This window comes from Achromobacter sp. JD417, from assembly GCF_041879325.1.
Classification (GTDB): domain Bacteria; phylum Pseudomonadota; class Gammaproteobacteria; order Burkholderiales; family Burkholderiaceae_B; genus Achromobacter; species Achromobacter mucicolens.
Genome location: NZ_CP087159.1, coordinates 5,672,664 through 5,690,038, shown reverse-complemented (window position 1 = coordinate 5,690,038; position 17,375 = coordinate 5,672,664). Strand labels below are relative to the sequence as shown.

The 17,375-nt window shown below is 64.5% G+C and carries 16 protein-coding genes; 7 read left to right on the top strand and 9 right to left on the bottom strand.

The genetic code is table 11. The annotated features are described in order from the left end of the window. Positions 1 to 268: 268 nt before the first annotated feature. From LN047_RS26130 to LN047_RS26110, 5 genes are all read left to right on the top strand, one after another. The gene (locus LN047_RS26130) at positions 269 to 1,285 is read left to right on the top strand and encodes an amino acid ABC transporter substrate-binding protein (RefSeq protein ID WP_062841275.1); all 1,017 of its coding nucleotides are present in this window, start codon (positions 269 to 271) and stop codon (positions 1,283 to 1,285) included. 168 nt (positions 1,286 to 1,453) lie between these two features. Next, positions 1,454 to 2,644 carry an amino acid ABC transporter permease gene (locus LN047_RS26125; protein WP_338616906.1) on the top strand — a complete coding sequence of 397 codons (1,191 nt, stop codon included), beginning with the start codon at positions 1,454 to 1,456 and terminating at the stop codon, positions 2,642 to 2,644. Between the two features lies 1 nt (position 2,645). Continuing rightward, entirely contained in the window at positions 2,646 to 3,746 is a 1,101-nt protein-coding gene (locus LN047_RS26120) for an amino acid ABC transporter permease (protein ID WP_063954610.1), read from the top strand. A 61-nt stretch (positions 3,747 to 3,807) separates the two neighbouring features. Then, on the top strand, positions 3,808 to 4,548 hold the full coding sequence (locus tag LN047_RS26115) for an amino acid ABC transporter ATP-binding protein (protein WP_056320495.1): 741 nt from the start codon (positions 3,808 to 3,810) through the stop codon (positions 4,546 to 4,548). Positions 4,549 to 4,713: 165 nt separating this feature from the next. Next, positions 4,714 to 5,730: a tripartite tricarboxylate transporter substrate binding protein gene (locus tag LN047_RS26110; RefSeq protein WP_056320497.1), complete on the top strand. Its 1,017-nt coding sequence runs from the start codon at positions 4,714 to 4,716 to the stop codon at positions 5,728 to 5,730. Positions 5,731 to 5,836: 106 nt separating this feature from the next. Here LN047_RS26110 and LN047_RS26105 read toward each other — a convergent pair whose 3' ends face one another. Continuing rightward, positions 5,837 to 8,038, bottom strand: a complete 2,202-nt coding sequence (locus tag LN047_RS26105; RefSeq protein ID WP_373980648.1) for a TonB-dependent siderophore receptor — start codon at positions 8,036 to 8,038, stop codon at positions 5,837 to 5,839. Between the two features lie 77 nt (positions 8,039 to 8,115). On the opposite strand from LN047_RS26105, the gene LN047_RS26100 reads away from it, so the two are divergent. Next, positions 8,116 to 9,141, top strand: a complete 1,026-nt coding sequence (locus LN047_RS26100; RefSeq protein ID WP_373980647.1) for a helix-turn-helix transcriptional regulator — start codon at positions 8,116 to 8,118, stop codon at positions 9,139 to 9,141. A 36-nt stretch (positions 9,142 to 9,177) separates the two neighbouring features. Here LN047_RS26100 and LN047_RS26095 read toward each other — a convergent pair whose 3' ends face one another. Then, positions 9,178 to 9,537, bottom strand: a complete 360-nt coding sequence (locus LN047_RS26095) for a hypothetical protein (RefSeq protein ID WP_373980646.1) — start codon at positions 9,535 to 9,537, stop codon at positions 9,178 to 9,180. Positions 9,538 to 9,589: 52 nt separating this feature from the next. On the opposite strand from LN047_RS26095, the gene LN047_RS26090 reads away from it, so the two are divergent. After that, positions 9,590 to 9,952, top strand: a complete 363-nt coding sequence (locus LN047_RS26090) for a glyoxalase superfamily protein (RefSeq protein ID WP_056320535.1) — start codon at positions 9,590 to 9,592, stop codon at positions 9,950 to 9,952. A gap of 9 nt (positions 9,953 to 9,961) precedes the next feature. Here the strand turns inward: LN047_RS26090 and LN047_RS26085 are convergent, their stop codons facing one another. From LN047_RS26085 to LN047_RS26055, 7 genes are all read right to left on the bottom strand, one after another. Further along, on the bottom strand, positions 9,962 to 10,654 hold the full coding sequence (locus LN047_RS26085) for an ABC transporter ATP-binding protein (RefSeq protein ID WP_056320504.1): 693 nt from the start codon (positions 10,652 to 10,654) through the stop codon (positions 9,962 to 9,964). Beyond that, positions 10,654 to 11,406 carry an ABC transporter ATP-binding protein gene (locus LN047_RS26080; protein ID WP_373980645.1) on the bottom strand — a complete coding sequence of 251 codons (753 nt, stop codon included), beginning with the start codon at positions 11,404 to 11,406 and terminating at the stop codon, positions 10,654 to 10,656. The genes LN047_RS26085 and LN047_RS26080 overlap by 1 nt, the downstream gene beginning before the upstream one ends. Beyond that, positions 11,403 to 12,365, bottom strand: coding sequence for a branched-chain amino acid ABC transporter permease (locus LN047_RS26075; RefSeq protein WP_373982184.1), 963 nt, complete (start codon positions 12,363 to 12,365; stop codon positions 11,403 to 11,405). The genes LN047_RS26080 and LN047_RS26075 overlap by 4 nt, the downstream gene beginning before the upstream one ends. Positions 12,366 to 12,499: 134 nt before the next feature. Next, positions 12,500 to 13,414, bottom strand: a complete 915-nt coding sequence (locus LN047_RS26070; protein WP_082586249.1) for a branched-chain amino acid ABC transporter permease — start codon at positions 13,412 to 13,414, stop codon at positions 12,500 to 12,502. Between the two features lie 79 nt (positions 13,415 to 13,493). Further along, positions 13,494 to 14,672: an ABC transporter substrate-binding protein gene (locus LN047_RS26065; RefSeq protein WP_373980644.1), complete on the bottom strand. Its 1,179-nt coding sequence runs from the start codon at positions 14,670 to 14,672 to the stop codon at positions 13,494 to 13,496. 104 nt (positions 14,673 to 14,776) lie between these two features. Next, on the bottom strand, positions 14,777 to 16,000 hold the full coding sequence (locus LN047_RS26060; protein WP_373980643.1) for a 3-hydroxybenzoate 6-monooxygenase: 1,224 nt from the start codon (positions 15,998 to 16,000) through the stop codon (positions 14,777 to 14,779). Positions 16,001 to 16,017: 17 nt separating this feature from the next. After that, the gene (locus tag LN047_RS26055) at positions 16,018 to 17,370 is read right to left on the bottom strand and encodes an FAD-dependent oxidoreductase (protein WP_373980642.1); all 1,353 of its coding nucleotides are present in this window, start codon (positions 17,368 to 17,370) and stop codon (positions 16,018 to 16,020) included. Positions 17,371 to 17,375: the final 5 nt, after the last annotated feature.

The following is a 17,375-nucleotide window of genomic DNA, read 5'->3' as shown; positions in this document are numbered from 1 at the left end:
TAGTAACTCGGGGACAGTAAGGTGGCCTACATCTCTTGGCGCGGTCGGAACCTATGCGCATCATTCGGCCGGCTGAAACACATGTTCGTAAATCTGAAAGCGCGTCCCTGTTTTTAGTCAAAAACAGCGTTTCATTTCATCCAGTGTCCCTATATTTCAAGGGAATTCCCGGATGCGCCGCGTGCTTTTCGGACGCTACCATCCGCCCCATGCGTGGGCCCAACCCGGCCTTTGCTTTGGATTCGCTTCATCCCACACGGAGATCACGATGAAAGTACTGAAACTCGCTGCCATTGGCGCTGCCCTGTTCGCTGCATCCTCGGCTGCCAATGCGGGCGCAACCTTCGATAACGTCAAGAAGAAAGGGTTTGTCCAGTGTGGGGTTTCGACGGGCATTCCGGGGTTCTCCATCGCCGACAGCAAGGGCGAATACAAGGGTATCGACGTGGACATGTGCCGCGCCATCGCCTCGACCATGTTCGGCGACGCGACCAAGGTCAAGTTCACGCCCTTGAACACCCAGCAACGCTTCACCGCGCTGCAATCCGGCGAAGTCGACGTGCTGACCCGCAACACCACCGTCACGCTGACCCGTGACACGACGCTGGGCCTGATCGGCGTGGGCGTGAACTACTACGACAGCCAGGGCGTCATGGTCTCCAAGGACCTGAACGTCAAGAGCGCCAAGGAACTGAACGGCGCCACCATCTGCGTGCAGCCGGGCACCACCACCGAACTGAACCTCGCCGACTGGTTCCGCAGCCAGAAGATCGAATTCAAGCCGGTCGTGATCGACAAGTACGACGAAATCATCCGCGCCTTCTCGGCCGGCCGTTGCGACGCGTTCACGACCGACAAGTCGCAGCTCGCCTCGACCCGCACGACGCTCGAGAACCCGGACAAGTTCGTCATCCTGCCGGAAGACTTCTCGAAGGAACCGCTGGGCCCCATGGTGCGCCAGGGCGACGAGCAGTGGTTCAACATCGTGCGCTGGTCGCTGAACGCCATGCTGGAAGCCGAGGAATACGGCATCACCAAGGCCAACGTCGACGAAATGCTCAAGAGCCCCAACCCCAACATCCAGCGCATCCTGGGCGTGACCCCGGGCATGGGCAAGAACCTGGGCGTGGACGACAAGTGGGCCTACAACATCATCAAGAACGTGGGTAACTACGGCGAAAGCTTCGAAGCCACGCTGGGCAAGAACAGCGCGATGAAGCTGGAGCGCGGCTTGAACGCTTCGTACAAGCAAGGTGGCTTGATGTACGGCTGGCCGGTGCGCTGACGCGCGGCTGCCTGGCATGGCGGAGCACGGCTCTCCGTCATGCCTAGGGCCTGTCTGCACAGGACGTGTATTCTGGACAGGCCCTAACCCGCCTTCGGGCGGGCGGCAGAAGTGGGTGGCGCGGCTTTTCGGGCCTGCCACCCGGTGTCCGACTTCTGTAGATTCATCATGATGACTCCCAACAAAAACGCCCCGATTTCGGCACCCCCACGGCGTCTGAACTGGAACGATCCCGGCGTGCGCTCCGTGGTCTACCAGGTAATTGCGCTGACCGCGGTAGCCTGGGCCGTGTGGTTCCTGGTTTCAAACACGCTCCACAACCTGTCCGTGCGCAACATCGCCACGGGCTTCGGCTTCCTGAACCGCGAGGCGGGCTTTGCCATCGGCGAAACCGCCATCGCCTATTCCCCCTCTGACACTTACGGCCGAGCCATCGTGATCGGCCTGCTCAACACGCTGCGCGTCGCCGTCCTTGGCATCGTGCTGGCGACCATCCTCGGCACGCTCATCGGCATCGGCCGCCTGTCCAAGAACTGGCTCGTGGCCAAGATCACCTCTGTGTATGTCGAGGTGATGCGCAACGTGCCGCTGCTGCTGCAGCTCTTCTTCTGGTATGCGCTGATCACCGAGAACATGCCGGGTCCGCGCCAGGCGCACAATCCGCTGCCGGGCGTGTTCATTTCCAACCGCGGCCTTAAAGTGCCGGCGCTGGAAGGCAATTCGCTCGACTGGATGCTGGCCGGGCTGGGACTGGCGATCGTCGCGATCATCGTCCTGGGCCACTACGGCAAGAAGCGCCATGAGGCCACCGGCCACATGTTCCCGCTGGGCCGCTGGGCCATCGGCCTCTTGATCGGGCTGCCGTTCATCGGCTGGCTGGTCAGCGGCGCGTCGCTGACGCTGGACATGCCGGCGCTCAAGGGCTTTAACTTCTCGGGTGGCCTGACGCTGTCGCCGGAATTCGCCGCGCTGCTGGCGGGTCTGGTGATCTACACATCGGCGTTCATTGCCGAAGTGGTGCGCTCGGGCATCCAGGCGGTCAGCAACGGCCAATGGGAAGCCGCGGGCTCGCTGGGCCTGCCGCGCTCGAAGGTGCTGCGCCTGGTGATCCTGCCGCAGGCGCTGCGCGTCATCATCCCCCCGATGACCAGCCAGTACCTGAACCTGACGAAGAACAGCTCGCTGGCCGTGGCCATCGGGTACCCCGACATCGTGTCGGTGGTCAACACGACACTGAACCAGACGGGCCAGGCCATCGAGGGCATTCTCATCATCATGGGCGCGTACCTCACGGTCAGCCTGTCGATCTCGATCTTCATGAACTGGTACAACAAGCGCATCGCGCTGGTGGAGCGTTGATATGAGCAGCACTACGCATACCCCCAGCGAAGCCCTGCCGCCGCCCAGCAACCAGACCGGAGCCTGGGCGTGGCTCAGGACGCGTCTGTTCTCGTCGCCGCTGAACATCCTCATCACGGTGCTGCTCGCGTGGTTCCTGCTGATGGCGGTTCCGGCGCTGGTGGAATGGGCGTTCATCAAGGCCAACTTCACCGCGTCCAACGCACAGGAGTGCCGTGCCTCGGGCGGCGCCTGCTGGGCGTTCATCATCGAAAAACACCGGCTGATCCTGTTCGGCACCTATCCCTACGATGAACAATGGCGGCCGCTGATCGCCACCGTCATCCTGGTGGGCGTGATTGTCTGCAGCGGCATCCGCCGGTTCTGGAACTGGAAGCTTGCCGTCATCTGGACCGTGGGTCTGACGGCCGTGGCGCTGCTGATGTGGGGCGGCGTGTTCGGCCTGACCTACGTGGAAAACGCGCGTTGGGGCGGCCTGCCGCTGACGCTCATCCTGTCCACGTTCGGCATCGCCTTCGCGTTCCCGATCGGCGTGCTGCTGGCCTTGGGCCGGCGCTCGAAGATGCCGGCGATCAAGGCGCTGTGCGTCGTGTACATCGAGCTGATCCGCGGCGTGCCGCTCATCAGCCTGCTGTTCATGTCGTCGGTGATGCTGCCGCTGTTCCTGCCGGAAGGCTTTTCGATCGACAAGCTGCTGCGCGCGCAGATCGCAATCATCATGTTCGCCGCGGCCTACATCGCGGAAACGGTGCGGGGCGGTTTGCAGGCGATTCCGAAGGGACAGTACGAGGGCGCGGATTCGCTGGGCCTGAACTACTGGCAGCAGATGCGCAAGATCATCCTGCCGCAGGCGCTCAAGATCGTGATTCCGCCGCTGGTCAGCATCTTCATCGCGCTGTTCAAGGACACGTCGCTGGTGGTGATCATCGGCATTTTCGACCTGACGCTGGCGGCCAAGGCAGCCTTGTCCGATGCGGCATGGCGCGGATTCGGGGTGGAAGCGTACCTGTTCATTTCGCTGATCTACTTCGTCTTCTGCTTCTCCATGTCCAAATACAGCCAGGCGCTGGAAAAACGCCTGGCCACGGGTCACGCACGCTAGCAATTTGCCGCGCGTCCGCCGCCAGGCGGGCGCGCACCGCGATACTTACGGGAGTACAGGCATGTCGGATGCCATTATTCGTTTGCAGGACGTGAACAAGTGGTACGGCCAGTTCCACGTGTTGCGCAACATCAACCTGGACGTGGCGCCAGGCGAGCGCATCGTGGTGTGCGGACCCTCGGGTTCGGGCAAGTCCACGATGATCCGCTGCATCAACCGCCTTGAAGAGCACCAGAAGGGCCACATCATCGTGGACGGCACGGAGCTCACCAATGACCTCAAGCACATCGAGACGATCCGCAAGGACGTGGGCATGGTGTTCCAGCATTTCAATCTTTTCCCGCATCTGACGGTGCTGGAGAACCTGACGCTGGGACCCATGTGGGTGCTCAAGAAGCCGCGCGCGGAAGCGGAAGCTACCGCAATGAAGTACCTGGAGCGCGTGCGGATTCCGGAGCAGGCCAAGAAGTTCCCGGGCCAGCTGTCGGGCGGCCAGCAGCAGCGCGTGGCGATCGCGCGGTCGCTGTGCATGAACCCCAAGATCATGCTGTTCGATGAGCCGACGTCGGCGCTGGATCCGGAAATGGTGAAGGAAGTGCTGGACGTGATGGTGAGCCTGGCCCAGGAAAGCGGCATGACGATGATCTGCGTGACGCACGAAATGGGTTTTGCGCGCAAGGTCGCGAACCGCGTGATCTTCATGGACCGCGGCGAGATCATCGAACAGAACACCCCGGACGAGTTCTTCGACAACCCGCAGAACGAACGGACCAAGCTCTTCCTGAGCCAGATCCTGCACTGACCGCGCACGGATCCGTCAAACCGCCTTCGGGCGGTTTTTCTTTGGGTGGCGTTCGGCAAACCCGGGAACTCGGGGGGGATATTCCAGGTATCCCTTTGTTACGGCAGCCACGTGCGTGGGGTATGCTACTGACCGCCATTGATTACGGAGTGAGGAGAACACACCATGACGAATACCCCCCGCAGCGCCGTGCGCCGCGCCCTGTTGCAAGGCGCCGTGGCGCTGGCCGCCACCCTGCCTTTCGGCGCCCCGGCGCTGGCGCAGGCCGCTGACTTCCCGACGAAGCCGATCCGCTTCGTGGTGCCTTACCCGCCCGGCGGTCCGCTGGATACGATGGCCCGGATGCTGGCTGAGAAGGTGCGCGGTTCGCTGGGTCAGCCGGTGATCGTGGAAAACCGCTCGGGCGCGGGCGGCAACATCGGCGCGGACCTGGTGGCCAAGGCGCAGCCTGACGGCTACACGCTGGTGATGGGCGCGGTGGCAACGCACGCGATCAATCCGTGGCTGTTCGCCAACCTGCCGTACGACCCGGTGAAGGATTTTGCGCCGGTGACGATCGTGGCGGCGGTGCCGAACGTGCTGGTGATGAATCTGGAGTTCGCGCAGAAGAACAAGATCGAGACGCTGGCGGACTTGATCGAATACGCGAAGAAGAATCCGGGCAAGCTGAATTACGGTTCGGGCGGCAATGGCAGCGCGGGCCACCTGTCGGGCGAGCTGCTGAAAGCGCGGGCCGGCATCAATGTGGAGCACATTCCCTACCAGGGCGCGGCGCCGGCGCAGTTGGCGCTGCTGTCGGGCCAGTCGGACTTCATGTTCGACAATCTGGCGGCGTCGGCGCCGCTGATCAAGGACGGCAAGGTGAAGGCGCTGGCGGTGACGACGGCCAAGCGCTCGTCGCTGCTGGCTGACGTGCCGACCGTCGAGGAATCGGGCGTGAAGGGTTTTGACCTGGGCACGTGGTTCGGCGTGTTCACGACGGGCGGCACGCCGGCGCCGGTGGTGGCGAAGCTGAACAAGGCCTATGCCGAGGCGATGGGGCAGGCGGATGTGAAGCAGCGTCTGCTGACGATGGGCTCCGAAGCGGGCCCGATGACGCCTGAAGCGTTTGCTGATTTTGTGAAGGCCGAGAAGGCGAAGTATCAGGAGATCGTGAAGATCTCGGGTGCTAGCTTGAATTGAGATAAGCGGCGACAGGTGTCCTTGACCGGGTGCCAGTCGCGATGCAAGGCAGGCGCCCGCCAGGAGGCTTCCTGGCGGGCGTTTGATTTTCGGGCTGCCGACCCCTTTACCAGCGATAGCGCAGCGTCGCCATCACCGTGCGTTCCGCGCCCCAATAGCAGCTGACCGCCGTGCCCAGGCAGTTGGCGACGTACCGCTTGTCGAACAGGTTGGAGACGTTCAAGGCCACTTGCGCGCCCGAGAGTGCAGGGCTGGCACGGCCCAGGTCGTAGCGGATGGCGGCATCGACCAGGGTCACGGCCGGAATGGCGTAGTTGTTGTTCAGGTCGCCATAGAAGCCGCCCCGGTACGTCACGCCGGCACCCACGCCCACGCCTTGCAGCGGGCCATCGCGCAAGGTGTAGTCCGCCCACAGCGCGGCCTGATGGCGCGGCACGAAGTTCAGCTGATTGCCGCGCTGCGCAGGGTTGTTGCTCTTGGTGATCTCGCTGTCGCTGAGCGCATACGACATCGTCAGATCCAGGCCGTTGTCGAAACTGGCCTTGCCCTCAAGCTCGAGGCCCTGCACCTGAACCTGGCCGGTCTGCACGACAAAGCTGGTATTGACCGGGTCGGGCGTGCTGACATTGTTCTGGTTGATCTGGAACGCCGACAGCGTCACGAAGCTGGCGTAGCCGCTCGGCTGGAACTTGATGCCGGCTTCGTACTGCTCACCGGTCGTCGGCTTGAGGGGTGAGCCGTCGCGGGTGACGCCGGTCACAGGCTGAAATGACGTGGAATAGCTCAGATAGGGCGCCAGGCCGTTGTCGAAGCGATACGTGACGCCGAGCCGGCCGGTGAAACGGTTGGCATCGGCATCGCGCGAGGTCCATGACCATTGCCCCGCGCTGCCGCGCGCGCCGGTATCGGTGGTGCCTTCGGTCCAGTCGTAGCGGCCCACAAGCGTGAACAGCAACCGGTCAAGTTCGATCTGGTCCTGCGCGTACACGCCCAACTGGTTGCGCGTCATCTTGATCTTGGTGGCCGTGGGCGGACGCGTCACCGGCGTTCCGTAGTCAGGGCTGAACACATCGAATAGCGGCGAGGCCGGGGGCAGCATCAGCCCCAGGCTGCTTTCGTTGTAGCGCGATTTTTCGCGCAGATAATCCAGGCCAAAGGTGAGGTCATGGCGTGTCGGGCCCGCCGTGAACTTGGCGTTCACCTGGTTGTCGACCTGGAACGCATGCGATGTCTCGGGGAAGGCCCACGCGTAACGGATCGCCTCGGTGTCCGACACCATGGCGCCGATCTGCACGCGGCGGGTGTTGGTGTCCACGTTGGTATAGCGCGCGCTCTGCCGCACGCTCCAGGTATCGTTCAGGCGGTGATCCAGCGTATAGCCGACCATGGCCTGTTCGTTGGTGAAGATGTCGTAACCCGGTTCGCCGACGAAGCGGTCGCGGGGAATGTAGCCCGCGCTGCCGTTTTCCAGCGTGCCGACTACCGGCAGCACGGGTGCGCCGCCGCCGCCGTGGCTGGTGATCTTCTGGTACTGCAGAGTGAGGTTAAGACTGGTGTCCGAGGATGGCCGCCAGGTAAAGCTGGGTGCGATGAACTGGCGTTCGTCGTCCACGTGCTGATACTGCGTGTCGCTGTCGCGCAAGGTGCCGGTCAGGCGATAAAGAAACTTTCCTTCGTCATCCGCCGGGCCGGAAAAGTCGAAGGACCCCTGGTAGCGGTTGAAGCTGCCCGCCTGCAGGACCACTTCATTGAAGGGTTCGGGGGTGGGGCGCTTGCTGGTCATGTTGACCAGCCCGCCCGGAGCGCTTTGGCCGTACAGGCCGGAGGACGGTCCTTTTAGGATCTCTATCCGTTCCAGGCCATAGGTGTCAATGCGCGGCTGGGCATACCCACGGGCGCCAAAGGGCAGCAGCAGACCATCCAGGTAGCGCGCCGGGGTAAAACCGCGGATGGTGAGCCAGTCATAGCGCACGTCGCTGTCGCCGTACTGGGCGAAGACGCCGGGCGTGTAGCGAACGGCCTGCGCCAGCGAGGTGACGCCTCGCTGGTCCATTTCATTGCGGGTGATGACGTTGATGGTCTGCGGCGTGTCGATCAGGGCGGCGTCCGACTTGGTGCCTGACCGGCTGCGCGTGGCGACAAACTCGGCGCCGGAGGTGGGCGACGCATCGTTGGCGCCTTGCACCACGACCGGCGACAGCGTGGAGACATCGGCGGCCGGCGGGGGGGCGGGTTGTGCCGCGACGGAGGCGGACGCCGCAAAGGCTGCGAGCAATGCCGTCGGCAACGGCTTGAGGGAGAAGGACACAGCGGTTACCACCTGATCAATTTATAATTAACAAGAATCATTCCTATGCAACAGCATGATTCCAGAAGCGCCGCCGGATGTCTGACGATTTTGCGGCGCACATTGACGGTTTTGCTGCGCTCAGCGCAATTGCGCCTGTTCCCATGTCCACTGTGCCCTCGCTCGACCCGTACACCGCCCCAGCCAAGCCTCACGAATGGTGGCGTGGAACATTGCCGACGGTGCCCGCGACGCAGGACTGGGAAAACGTCATTCAATGCGTGGTGCGCGTGGAGGAAGGCGTCAGCGTGGTGGTGCTGGACGGCTGCGCATCGAGCGCGCTGACGATTCCGGCGCCCGGCGCACCGGTGTTCGGCATGCAGGTGTGGCTGGAGGGCGATGCCTTGCTGGCGTTGGAAGGCGGCAAACCCCTGAAAGTGTCCGGGGGAACGGCTCTGCTGTTCAACCACGAGCAACCGGTGGGGTGGACAACGCGTGTTTACGCGAAACGGCGAGTCCGGATGCTGGACATCCGCTACACCCCCGACGCGCTGGCGCGTGCAGGCGACTCGGCGCCCATCGCCTTGCTGACACAACGGTTTCGCCACGACGTCAGTGTGCCGAGCCACGGATCGCTGGTGGCAACACTGGATGCGCCAGCCAGCCTGCTGACCCTTGCCAGCGAAGTTTCCCGTGACGCGCCGGCCGCTCCGGAAGCTCGCCGGATCTGGTATCGCGCCAAATCGCTCGAGATGTTGGCAGCCTTTGTACAGCTGCTTTCAGCGCCGCCAGTGCTGCAAGGGCCGGCGGCTGAGGAGCGTCGGCAGATGCAGCAAGCCTGCCTGCTGTTGCGGGAACGATGCTCGGAGCATTGGCCGCCGGGGCGCGTTGCGAGAACGGTGGGTTTGTCCGAAAGACGTCTTCAGGAACTGATGCGGGAAAACGTGGGCCGTTCGGTTCATGCCTACCTGAGCGATGTGCGGCTGATGCGCGCCTCTGAGCTGCTGCGAAGCGGCATGAGTGTGACGCAGGTGGCCGGCGATCTGGGGTACTCAAGCCTCAGTCATTTCAGCAAGATCTTCAAGGCGCGATATGGCGCGTCGCCTCGGTCTTGGTACGGCTAAATCTAAGACACCAGAATGTCGATGAACCGCCGCGCATCAGCACTGCGGCCCGTTGATCAGCCACTGCATCATCGATTGCAGCGTCTTTCTGTCATAGTCCCCATCGGTAAGCCGATACTGCTCCGGATCGCGATTCACCCACGAATCCGTCACCCTCCAATCCTCGCCATCCTGTTCCAGCCGCAGCGCGCAGATCCAATTGCCTGTCCAGCTCCGATGCAGGCGCAGCCAGCCTTCGTGCAGGTAGATGAACCACTTGTCTTCCATCTCCCGCGGAATGACGCCTTGCCGCAGGCGCTCGTACTCATTGGCGGTGTAGCGCGCCTGAAAGTTCAAGGGCTCGCGTTGTGCGGGGGCGGGCAGGTGTTTCCAGGAGTCGGGCGTGGCGATGGGCATCTTGGGGCTTGTGTTCTATGCTGGTTTTTTCGCATCCTACCAAGGACCCGCCATGCACCTGCAAGCCGCGATTCCGATTCTGCGCATTTTCTCCGTTGAAAAGGCGCGCGATTTCTATCTGGATTTTTTGGGGTTCACCTGGGATTGGGAGCATCGCTTCGAAGCGGGCTTTCCGCTGTACGCGCAGGTGCATCGCGACGATCTGGTGCTGCACCTGTCGGAGCATCATGGCGATGCGACGCCGGGGTCGGCGGTGTTTGTGCGGATGCAGGGCGTGGATGCGTTTCACGCTGAGGTCAGCGCCAAGCAGTACGCCTACATGCGGCCTTGCGTGGAAGAAATGCCGTGGGGGCGCGTGATGGCGGTGATCGATCCGTTTGGCAACCGGTTGAGCTTTTGCGAGTCGCAGGATTAGCGGTGGGCGCTACACGCCGAGGTAGCGGTGCGCCAGTTCGGGTTGCGCGGCCAGTTCGGCAGGGCTGCCTTGCCAGACGACGCGGCCCTTTTCCAGGACGTGGTGGCGGTCGACCAGGGTGGCCATTTCCTTGAGGTTCTTGTCGATCACCAGAATGGTCTGGCCTTCTTCCTTCAAGCGGCGCAGGCAGTTCCAGATTTCCTGGCGGATGAGCGGCGCGAGGCCTTCGGTGGCTTCGTCCAGGATGAGCAGGCGCGGGTTGATGAGGAGGGCACGGCCGACGGCGAGCATCTGTTGCTCGCCGCCCGAGAGGGTGCGGGCCGATTGAGTGCGGCGCTCTTTCAGGCGCGGGAAGAGGTCGAAGACGCGGCCGACGTGCCAGCCGGCGCGGGTGTTGCGGGCGGTGGCAATGAGGTTTTCTTCGACCGATAGCGACCCGAATACGCGGCGGCCTTCGGGGACGAGGCCGATGCCCAGTTGGGCGATGCGGTGCGGCGCCATGCCATTGATGGGTTTGCCGTCGAGCAGGATGCTGCCGCCCTGTGCGGGCAGCATGCCCATGAGGGTTTTGACGGTGGTGCTCTTGCCCATGCCGTTGCGGCCGATCAGGGAGACGACCTGGCGCGGCGCGATGTCCAGGTCGACACCGAATAGCACTTTGCTGGCGCCGTAGCCGCCTTGCAGTTGTTTGACTTGCAGCATCAGTTTTCCTCGCCCAGGTAGGCGGCGCGCACGTCGGGATGGCGACGCACCTCGTCGGGCGTGCCGGTAAAGATCGTCTTGCCGTAGACCAGCACGGTGACGCGATCGGCCAGCGCGAAGACGGCGTCCATGTCGTGTTCGACCAGCAGGATGGCGTAGCGGCCCTTCAGGGTCTGGAGCAGGGCGGTCATGCGCTGCGATTCCTCGGCGCCCATGCCGGCCATGGGTTCGTCCAGCAGCAGGACGGACGCATTCAGCGACAGCGCCATGGCCAGTTCAAGCTGGCGCTTTTCGCCGTGCGCCAGCGCCGAGACGCGCACGCCGGCGCGGTCGCCGAGGCCGACGCGTTGGAGGGCGTCGCGCGCGGGCTCGCGCAGCCGCGCCATGCGCCGGGCGTTGCGCCAGAGGTTGAAGCCGCCGGGGCTATGCGCCTGCACGGCCATGGCGACGTTGTCTTCGGCGGTGAAGTCGGGATAGAGCTGGCTGATCTGGAAGGAACGGGCCAGTCCGGCGGCTGGGCGCTTGTGGGCGGGCATGCGCGTGATGTCGCCGCCGTCGAGCCAGATGCTGCCGGCGTCGGGCAGGATCTCGCCGCTGATCTGTGACAGCAGGGTGGTCTTGCCCGCGCCATTGGGGCCGATGAGGGCGTGCAGTTCGCCGGGCCGCACGGCCAGGTTGACGTCCTGCGTGGCGTGCACGGCGCCAAAGGATTTCTGCAGGCCGCGGATTTCCAGTTTGGGGTGTGACGTCATTGCTTGCCTCCCGCCAGCCAGCCGTATACGCCGCGCTTGCCAAAGAGCACGACCAGGACCAGCACGGGTCCCAGGATCAGCATCCAGTGCTCGGTCCAGCCGGTGGCGACCTGTTCCAGGCCCAGGTAAACGGCCACGCCGAGCACGGGGCCGAAGATGGAGCCCATGCCGCCCAGGATGACCATGGCCATGAGTTCGCCCGACTTCTGCCAGGCTGACATGTCGGGGCTGACGAAGAGCGCGTAGTTGGCCCACAGCGCGCCCGCCAGTCCGGTGCCGGCCGCCGACAGCACGAAAGCAGTGAGGCGGTAGCGCAGCGGGGCGAGACCCAGCCCGATGCTGCGGCGCGGGTTCTGCTTGATGCTCTGCAGGGCCATGCCGAAGGGCGAGTTGACGATGCGCCGGCACACGATGATCCACGCGGTCATGAGCGCCAGGCAGACGTAGTAGAAGGTGGATGGTTCGTTCAGGTTCAGGCCGGGCAGCGTGTTGCGCGCGTCGATGGACAGGCCGTCGTCGCCGCCGTAGATCATGAGCCCGACGAGGATGAAGTACAGCATCTGTCCGAACGCCAGCGTGATCATGATGAACTGCACGCCCGAGGTGCGCAGCGACAGAAAGCCCACCACCAGGCCCAGAAGGCCTGCGACGGCGACGGCCAGGGGCCACATGACCAGCGCGGCGTTGCTGCCGCTCCAGCCGAACAGCGTCTCGCCCTGGTTCACGTGGAAGGCGGCGATGCCGATGACGTAGCCGCCCAGGCCAAAGAACGCGGCATGGCCGAAGCTGACCATGGCGCCGTAGCCCAGGATGAGATCCAGACTGACGGCGGCGATGGCGTAGATGAGAAAGCGCGTCATGAGATTGACGAGAAAGCTCTCGCCGGTGGCCGATGCGATGGCCGGCACCAGCACGAAGAGCAGCAGCCCGATGGTGTTGACGATGACGCTGCGGGTAATGCGCGGCCTGCCTGTGGAGCAGGTGTCTGACACCCCCGATGCACGGTCGTGGCATGCGGCGTTTGCGTGCTGGGTGTCAGACACCGGGGCAACTGCGGCAGACGGTGGAATTGATCTGGTCATGAATATCGTTCCTAGCGCTGGGCCGGCACCAGCCCGCGCGGCTTGAACAGCAGCACGATGGCCATCAGGATGTAGATGCTGGCGGACACGAGGCTGGAGCTGGCCGAGTCCGACAATTCCGGCGGCAGCAGGCGCGACATCCAGAAGGGGATGTAGGCACGCCCCAGCGCGTCGGTCATGCCGATCATCAGCGAGCCCACCAGCGCGCCGCGCACGGAGCCCACGCCGCCCACCACGATGACGACGAAGGTGGTGATAAGGATGCGTTCGCCCATGCCGATCTCCACGGCCAGCAGGGGCGCGGCCATGACGCCGGCAAAGCCGCAGAGCAACGCGCCCAGCGTGAAGATCAGGGTGAACAGCCGCTGGATGTTCACGCCCAGCGCATCGACCATTTCGCCGTCGTCGGCGCCCGCGCGCACCAGCATGCCGACCCGCGTGCGCGAGATCAGCAGCCACAATCCCAGCGCAACGAGCGCGCCGGCGCCAATGAAGGCCAGCCGCATGATGGGATAGTTCAGGCCGGGCAGGAGCGCGACGGACCCGGACAAGAAAGGAGGAATGTCCATGAACGGCGGGCTGCGGCCAAACAGCACGGTGACCAGTTCATTCGTGAAGAGCGTCAGCCCCAGCGTGGCCAGCACCTGATCCAGGTGATCGCGCCGGTACAGATGACGGATGACCAGCAGCTCGATCACCAGGCCGTACAGCGCCGCGCCCGCCAGCGCGGCCAGCAGCGAAGCTGCGAACGACCCGGTGGACGCCGCCGCGCTGGCGGCGCAGAACGCGCCCACCATGTAGAAAGAGCCGTGCGTCAGGTTGATGACGTTCATGATGCCGAACACCAGCGTCAATCCGGCCGACAACAGAAACAGCAAGGCGCTGTATTGCAGGCCGTTCAGGACCTGCTCCAGGAACATCAGCATTGCGACTCCTTCTTGGGAGCGTCCGTGTAGTAAGGCTGCGCGACGCCGGCAAGCCCGGCGCCGCGCAGCCCGTGCCGCGTCATTGCATCTTGCAGTCGGCCGCGTGCACGTCGGTGTGGTCGCGCGCCAGCTCCTTCAGGTTCTTGTAGACGAGCTTGCCGTCGGGACCCGCTTCGATGTGCAGCAGATACCAGTCCTGGATGGGGTGCTGGTTCGAGCCGAACTTGAACTTGCCCCGCACGCTGGGAAAGTCGGCGCGACGCAGGGCGTTGCGAAAGTCGTCGGGCTTGCCGGTGATGTCGCCATTCACGGCTTTCAATGCGGAGCCGATCAGGTTGGCGGTGTCGTAGGCCTGGGCCGCGTACGCGGTGGGCGGGCGGTTGTAGGCCTTGGTAAAAGCGTCGACGAAGTGCTTGCTCTGCGGATTGTCCAGGTCGGCGCTCCACAGCGAGCTCAGGTAAAAGCCCTTGCCGGCGGTGCCGGTGGCAGCCAGCATGCGGTCATCCATCGAGTAGATGGGCGTGATCATCTTGATCTTGTCGGCCAACCCGGAATTGGCGAATTGCTTGGTCAGGTTGATGCCCGCGCCGCCCGGATGAAACTGAAAGATGGCATCGGGGTTGAGCGAGCGGATGCGCGCCAGTTCCACCGAGAAGTCGGCCTGTTCGAGCTTGGTGTAGATCTCGTCGGCGATCTCGCCCTTGTAGGTGCGCTTGAAACCGGCAATGGCGTCGCGGCCGGCCTGGTAGTTCGGGGCCATGATGACGACGCGCTTGGCGCCCAGTTCGTTGGCGGCCATGCCGGCGGTGTCGGCGTACGAGTCGTTCTGGAACGCCACCGCGAAGTAGTTGGGATTGCAGGCCTTGCCGGCGTAGTTGGAGGGGCCGGCGTTCAGGCTGACATAGAAGGCGCCCGCGTTCAGCACGGTGGGGCCAACGGCGGCCATCACGTTCGAGAAGTTGATGCCGGTGAACAGGCGCACGCCGCCCTGCACCATCTTGTCGGCGATCTGCTTGGCGTTGGCGGGCTTGAGCGCGTCATCTTCCACGCGCACGTTGACCGGCACGCCGCCCAGCTTGCCGCCGCCTTCCTTGACGGCCAGCATGAAGGCGTCGCGCTCGTCCTCGCCGATGTAGCCGGCGGGCGTGGACAGGGTGCCGATGAAACCGATGTCCACCGGTTTGGGCTGCGCGCTGGCCGCGTACGAGGCCAATGACAGCATGACGGCGGCGGCGCCGCGGATGGTGCTTTTGTGCATGGTTGTCTCCTCTGGTGCTTTTCTTGCACTCGTGCTTGTTGTGCTGCGCTGTGTTGATACCGCTTGCCCTGCTGTTTCCTGTCCTGCTGTTTGGTTATCGGTTGCTATTGCGGCGGCTTGGCCGCCAGGCAGTTCTCCACTTTCCACCCGTACAGCCACTGCAACGCGTCGTAGAACTGAGACTGGCTGCGCCCCGTCCACAGCATGTTGCGCACGGTGCGCTCCACGCCGCGCGCGTGATAGAGCCTGCCCATCTCCCTCGTGGACCACACCACGCGCGCGCTGCGCGGAATGCGCACCGATTCGTACAGCCGGAAGGCGGCCGGCAGGTCGTGATCGCACTGCCGGATCGCCTCGCCCAGCGTCACGGCGTCTTCCAGCGCCATGCAGGCGCCCTGGGCCATGTATTGCGTCATGGGGTGGGCGGCGTCGCCCAGGATCGTGACGCGTCCCTGGCCCCACTGCTCCACGGGTTCGCGATCGGCGGTGGCCCAGCGTTTCCACGAGGTCGGCCGGTCCAGCATCTGGTGCGGGGTCGGGTGGATGCCCTGGAAGTAGGACAGCACCTCGTCCTTGCTGCCTTCGCGCACGCCCCATTCCTCTTTCTCGCGGCTATGGAAGGTGACGACCAGGTTGTATTGCTGGCCGCCGCGCAAGGGGTAGTGCACCAGATGGCAGTGTGGACCGGCCCACAGCACGGGCGCGTTGATGCGCAGCTCTCGCGGCATGTTGTCCTGTTCGACCACGGCGCGATAGACGACGTGGCCCGTTACGCGCGCCGGATCACCCACCATGCGCTCGCGGATCACGGACTTCACGCCGTCCGCGCCCACCACGGCGTCGGCGCGGTAGCGATTGCCCTGCGTGTCCACCACCTCCACGCCGTTTTCGTCCTGCGACATGCTGGCGATCTGCGTGGACGTGCGGAACTGGATCAGCGGGTCCTGCTGCACGGCCTCCAGGATCGACAGGTGGATGTCGGCACGATGGATGACCGCGTAAGGGCCGCCAAACCGCGCGCGGAACGCCTCACCGGTGTCGATGCGCACGACCTCCTTGGCGTCCACGGCATCCATCATGATGATGTGATCGGTGAAGACGGCCCGCTCGCGCGCCGTGCGGCCCACGCCCAACGCGTCGAGCGCCGCGAACGCATTGGGCCCGAGCTGGATGCCGGCGCCGATCTCGCCGATATGCGCCGCCTGCTCCAGCAGTTGAACCGCGATGCCTTGCCGCGTCAGCGCCAGCGCGGCGGCCAGGCCGCCGATGCCGCCGCCCACGACGATCACGGTTTGCGTTTTGGGCTTTGCAGCCTGGTTTTGCGTCATGTCGAAATCCCCCGGGATCAGTCCTGGCCGCCCAGGAAGGCGCCCTGCTTTTTCAATTGCGCCTGCAGCGCGGGGATGGACACGTCGCCGGGCGCGATGCCCTCGCGCAACGCCATTGCGGATGCGGTGCCCGCGGCCTCGCCCATGACAAAGCAGCTGCCGCTCACGCGCGCGGCCGATTGGCCTTCGTGCGTCATGGAGGCGCAGCGGCCCGCCACCAGCACGTTGTCCGCCACGCCCGGGCCGCGCCGCGGCACCATCATGCGAAACGGCAGCTGGTTGTAGCCGCGCGATTCCGGAATCGGCGGCCAGACCCATTTGACGTCGCCGGCGGTGTGCATCTCCAGCGGCCAGCCATTGACGCCGATGCTGTCGGGAAAGTCGGCGCAACCCAGCACGTCTTCCTGGCTGAGCACCGCCTCGCCGACGATGCGGCGAGTTTCGCGAATGCCGAGCTGCGGCGCGATGTCCAGCACATAGGCCTGTTCGAAGCCCGGCACCTTGGCGCGCAGGAAAGCCAGGTAGTTCATGATCTGCCGGCGGCCCTCCAGTTCGCCTGCCGACAGCGAATCCGCGTTGGTGCCGTCCGCGGCGCTGCCGTCGGCGTTGGCCAGCTGCGTGACGTTCACGCGCCATTCGTAGTCGTGCTTTTGCGGTCGCACGATGGCGCCCTTGCGCGGAAAGGTGAATTCGCCGCTGGCCGTGGCCTCGTCCATCAGCGACGGAATGGTCTTCCAGGCTTCCTGCGCCCGCGCGCCGTCGACGTTGCCCACCTTGAACATCAGCGTGGGATACAGCATGTGGCCGTGCGCATCGCCCTTTTCAAAGGGCAGGCCGCCCCATTGCGCGATATCGGCGTCGCCCGAGCAGTCGATGAAGATCTTTGCGCGCACGGCGCAGCGGCCGGACTTGGTTTCCAGGAACAGGGCGTCCACGCGGCCCTGGCCGTCACGCGCGACGCCGGTGGCCAGCGCGTGAAACAACACCTGCGCACCGCTGGCCTGCACCAGGCCGTCGGCCGCGCATTTGAACGCCGAAATGTCGTAGGCCTGCGCGTGGATTTTGCCCAGGATCAGATGCGGGTCGTTCAGCCCGTCCATCGCGCGCATGCGGTCGAGCAGGTCGTCGGTCATGCCGTGCACCACCTGCCGGATGTCGCCATGGATGTTGGCGTGCAGGCCGCAGAAGTTGGACACGCCGGCAGCGGTGCCCATGCCGCCCAGAAATCCATAGCGCTCCACCAGCAGCACGCTGGCGCCATTACGCGCGGCGCTGGCGGCCGCCAGCACGCCGGCCGGGCCGCCGCCCAGGACGACGACCTCGTACTCGCCATAAAGCGGCACCTGGCGGGCGGGTTCGGTGATGACCATCTGAC